General features: G+C 34.5%; 4 protein-coding genes and 1 pseudogene. All 5 read right to left on the bottom strand.

Annotated features, from left to right (window positions below):
- A partial coding sequence (mobV, locus tag KA867_RS01780) for a MobV family relaxase (protein WP_210136882.1) occupies positions 1-579 on the bottom strand: 579 nt, incomplete at its 3' end.
- Positions 580-1,107: 528 nt separating this feature from the next.
- Positions 1,108-2,490 carry a tetracycline efflux MFS transporter Tet(L) gene (gene tet(L), locus KA867_RS01775; RefSeq protein WP_210136881.1) on the bottom strand — a complete coding sequence of 461 codons (1,383 nt, stop codon included), beginning with the start codon at positions 2,488-2,490 and terminating at the stop codon, positions 1,108-1,110.
- 33 nt (positions 2,491-2,523) lie between these two features.
- A complete protein-coding gene (locus tag KA867_RS13560; RefSeq protein ID WP_012779615.1) occupies positions 2,524-2,586 on the bottom strand; it encodes a tetracycline resistance efflux system leader peptide in 63 nt (20 codons plus the stop codon).
- A gap of 103 nt (positions 2,587-2,689) precedes the next feature.
- Positions 2,690-3,673 carry a protein rep gene (locus KA867_RS01765; RefSeq protein WP_000336291.1) on the bottom strand — a complete coding sequence of 328 codons (984 nt, stop codon included), beginning with the start codon at positions 3,671-3,673 and terminating at the stop codon, positions 2,690-2,692.
- Between the two features lie 244 nt (positions 3,674-3,917).
- A pseudogene (locus tag KA867_RS01760) lies at positions 3,918-4,584 on the bottom strand (MobV family relaxase); the annotation flags it as partial.

The raw sequence follows: 4,584 nt of genomic DNA, 5'->3' as shown, positions 1-4,584 counted from the left end.
TTTTTTAAATTTAGCTGTCTCAATATGTTTACGGTCAGAGCCACGTTCACCACGCTTCAACTCAAAACCCTGTTTTTTCATATGCTCGGGGAATTTATCTTGTAACCATAACAGTTCTTGACGATTAAACACATTTTTTCCTTGTAATTTTCCATCACGCATAGGCACAACACCTAAATGCATGTGAGGGGTTTGCTCATCATTATGGACTGTTGCGTAAGCAATATTTTGCTTGCCGTATCGTTCAGAAAATAATTTATAACTTTCCTCAAAAAATCGTTTTTGTTCTCCTGGATCCAGTCGCTCAAAAAAATCTCGGTCAGATGTTACTAACAACTCATTTACAAGAACAGCATCTTTTCTTGTTTTTCGTGTACCTGTTTTTTGTGAATCGATTATGTCTTTTACACGTTCGTTATAATTTATGTTTTCATCGTTTTGCAAATCATAATTTTCATGCGTTCGCTCTCTGTCAATATCTTCATTCGTTCTACTTTCTCGCTCTCTTTGATTATGAAATTGCATGCCCTTTAGTCCAGCTGATTTCACTTTTTGCATTCTACAAACTGCATAACTCATATGTAAATCGCTCCTTTTTAGGTGGCACAAATGTGAGGCATTTTTGCTCTTTTCCGGCAATTACTTCCATGTAAAGTATAACACACTATACTTTATATTCATAAAGTGTGTGCTCTGCGAGGCTGTCGGCAGTGCCGACCAAAACCATAAAACCTTTAAGACCTTTCTTTTTTTTACGAGAAAAAAGTAAACAAAAAAACCTGCCCTCTGCCACCTCAGCAAAAGGGGGTGCTCTCGTGGCTCGTTTAAAAAAGACAAGGGACAGGTCGTATTTTTCAAATCGCTGCGCTGAAAAATCTCCACCTTAAACCCTTGTCTTTTTTATTTTGTCCGTTGCGTTTTTCGTACCGAAAGCCGTACTCAGCAAAATCAAAGTTTGCTCGACTTTCGGTTTCCCAGGATAACGGACAAAACCACTTAAAATAAAAAAAGACACGAGAATTTTCTCTCGTATCTTTTATATCAGTCTTCAACAATCGCGCCCGATTGCTTAAGAAAGCTAGAAGTCATTTAATTTATCTCTGGTATTCAACTTTTAAATTGAATTTGTCTTCGTTTATATACATTCAAGGTGATCAGCCAACTAGTGACAACGACTCCTGTAAAAAGGAATAGCATATTACTATACAAGTAAGTGGATTGATCAAGGTCCATAGGTAGCAACTTCTGATTCAGTAAGCGTACAGATAATAAACCACCAACAATTGCAATACCTGTTCCCTCTGATAAAAAGCTGGTAAAATTAAGCAAACTCATTCCGGCACCAGCTTCCTTTTGTTTCAAACTACTTGAAACAATTGTAGACATAACTGTTTTGGTGAATGACAGCCCACCAAAAACAAAAACTAATATAATTGTCAGTAACCATGGTGTTACTTCTAAAAAAAAGGCAGCAATTAAAAAGCTAACGGAAAGAAATGTAACTCCAATGGTTAACACGTACAATGGACCTCTTCTATCAACAAGTATCCCACCAATGTAGCCGAAAATAATGACACTCATTGTTCCAGGGAAAATAATTACACTTCCGATTTCGGCAGTACTTAGCTGGTGAACATCTTTCATCATGTAAGGAACCATAGAGATAAACCCTGCTACTGTACCAAATATAATTCCCCCACAAAGAACTCCAATCATAAAAGGTATATTTTTCCCTAATCCGGGATCAACAAAAGGATCTGTTACTTTCCTGATATGTTTTACAAATATCAGGAATGACAGCACGCTAACGATAAGAAAAGAAATGCTATATGATGTTGTAAACAACATAAAAAATACAATGCCTACAGACATTAGTATAATTCCTACAATATCAAAATGACCTTTTATCCTTACTTCTTTCTTTAATAATTTCATAAGAAACGGAACAGTGATAATTGTTATCATAGGAATGAGTAGAAGATAGGACCAATGAATATAATGGGCTATCATTCCACCAATCGCTGGACCGACTCCTTCTCCCATGGCTACTATCGATCCAATAAGACCAAATGCTTTACCCCTATTTTCCTTTGGAATATAGCGCGCAACTACAACCATTACGAGTGCTGGAAATGCAGCTGCACCAGCTCCTTGAATAAATCGAGCCAGAATAAGTATGGGAAAAAAAGAATGTCCAACAAACCCAATTACCGATCCGAAGCAATTTATTATAATCCCAAATAGGAGTAACCTTTTAATGCCTAGCTGATCAGATAGCTTTCCATATAGAGCTGTTCCAATAGAAAAGGTTAACATAAAGGCTGTGTTCACCCAGTTTGTACTCGCAGGTGGTTTATTAAAATCATTTGCAATATCAGGTAATGAGACGTTCAAAACCATTTCATTTAATACGCTAAAAAAAGATAGAACGCAAAGCCAAATTAAAATTTGGTTGTGTCGTAAATTTGATTGTGAATAAGACGTATTCACATTTCGCCCTCCAATAATGAGGGTAGACGCAGTTTATAGGGTTAATGATACGCTTCCCTCTTTTAATTGAACCCTGTTACATTCATTACACTTCATAATTAATTCCTCCTAAACTTGATTAAAACATTTTACCACATATAAACTAAGTTTTAAATTCAGTATTTCATCACTTATACAACAATATGGCCCGTTTGTTGAACTACTCTTTAATAAAATAATTTTTCCGTTCCCAATTCCACATTGCAATAATAGAAAATCCATCTTCATCGGCTTTTTCGTCATCATCTGTATGAATCAAATCGCCTTCTTCTGTGTCATCAAGGTTTAATTTTTTATGTATTTCTTTTAACAAACCACCATAGGAGATTAACCTTTTACGGTGTAAACCTTCCTCCAAATCAGACAAACGTTTCAAATTCTTTTCTTCATCATCGGTCATAAAATCCGTATCCTTTACAGGATATTTTGCAGTTTCGTCAATTGCCGATTGTATATCCGATTTATATTTATTTTTCGGTCGAATCATTTGAACTTTTACATTTGGATCATAGTCTAATTTCATTGCCTTTTTCCAAAATTGAATCCATTGTTTTTGATTCACGTAGTTTTCTGTATTCTTAAAATAAGTTGGTTCCACACATACCAATACATGCATGTGCTGATTATAAGAATTATCTTTATTATTTATTGTCACTTCCGTTGCACGCATAAAACCAACAAGATTTTTATTAATTTTTTTATATTGCATCATTCGGCGAAATCCTTGAGCCATATCTGACAAACTCTTATTTAATTCTTCGCCATCATAAACATTTTTAACTGTTAATGTGAGAAACAACCAACGAACTGTTGGCTTTTGTTTAATAACTTCAGCAACAACCTTTTGTGACTGAATGCCATGTTTCATTGCTCTCCTCCAGTTGCACATTGGACAAAGCCTGGATTTACAAAACCACACTCGATACAACTTTCTTTCGCCTGTTTCACGATTTTGTTTATACTCTAATATTTCAGCACAATCTTTTACTCTTTCAGCCTTTTTAAATTCAAGAATATGCAGAAGTTCAAAGTAATCAACATTAGCGATTTTCTTTTCTCTCCATGGTCTCACTTTTCCACTTTTTGTCTTGTCCACTAAAACCCTTGATTTTTCATCTGAATAAATGCTACTATTAGGACACATAATATTAAAAGAAACCCCCATCTATTTAGTTATTTGTTTAGTCACTTATAACTTTAACAGATGGGGTTTTTCTGTGCAACCAATTTTAAGGGTTTTCAATACTTTAAAACACATACATACCAACACTTCAACGCACCTTTCAGCAACTAAAATAAAAATGACGTTATTTCTATATGTATCAAGATAAGAAAGAACAAGTTCAAAACCATCAAAAAAAGACACCTTTTCAGGTGCTTTTTTTATTTTATAAACTCATTCCCTGATCTCGACTTCGTTCTTTTTTTACCTCTCGGTTATGAGTTAGTTCAAATTCGTTCTTTTTAGGTTCTAAATCGTGTTTTTCTTGGAATTGTGCTGTTTTATCCTTTACCTTGTCTACAAACCCCTTAAAAACGTTTTTAAAGGCTTTTAAGCCGTCTGTACGTTCCTTAAGGAATTCCTTAGTGCTTTCATAGATTAAACTCACATCACGCTTTAAATCGCTTATTTTAGACTTTAAAGACTTGTTTTCTTCAAGCAACTCATTATAATCATTTACATTTTCATTAAATCGCTCTACAAGACCACTATATTTTTCTTTAACTTGCCCATGTTCTTTACTTAATTTTTTATATTCTCTCGCCATATCAGTACTCATGAGATTTCTAACATGCTGTTTTAACCTATCGTTATCTCTCGCAGCAGTCACTAAGTTTTTATAATCACGCTCCGATATAACAACATTTTTGGTTGGTTTCTTTTCTGTTTTCATTATTTCTTTTCCCAAACCAAACATGGACTTTTCACCCGTTGGCACTTCAACACTTTTCATGTGTCGTTTCGCTGGTACTTCTAAATCTGATTTAACTTTATCGCTATAAGCAGTCCATTCATCTTTTTTAACTGCTAAATTTTTTTCTAGAAAATCAATC

The sequence above is a fragment of the Staphylococcus sp. GDH8C109P genome (assembly GCF_017893405.1).
In the GTDB taxonomy this organism is placed as follows: Bacteria; Bacillota; Bacilli; order Staphylococcales; family Staphylococcaceae; genus Staphylococcus; species Staphylococcus cohnii.
This window is presented reverse-complemented; position numbering and strand designations above follow the sequence as displayed.

Bases quoted from the DNA above. Each gene is read 5' to 3' on its own strand.
- KA867_RS01765 (WP_000336291.1), bottom strand. From the start codon at position 3,673: ATGTGTCCTAATAGTAGCATTTATTCAGATGAAAAATCAAGGGTTTTA.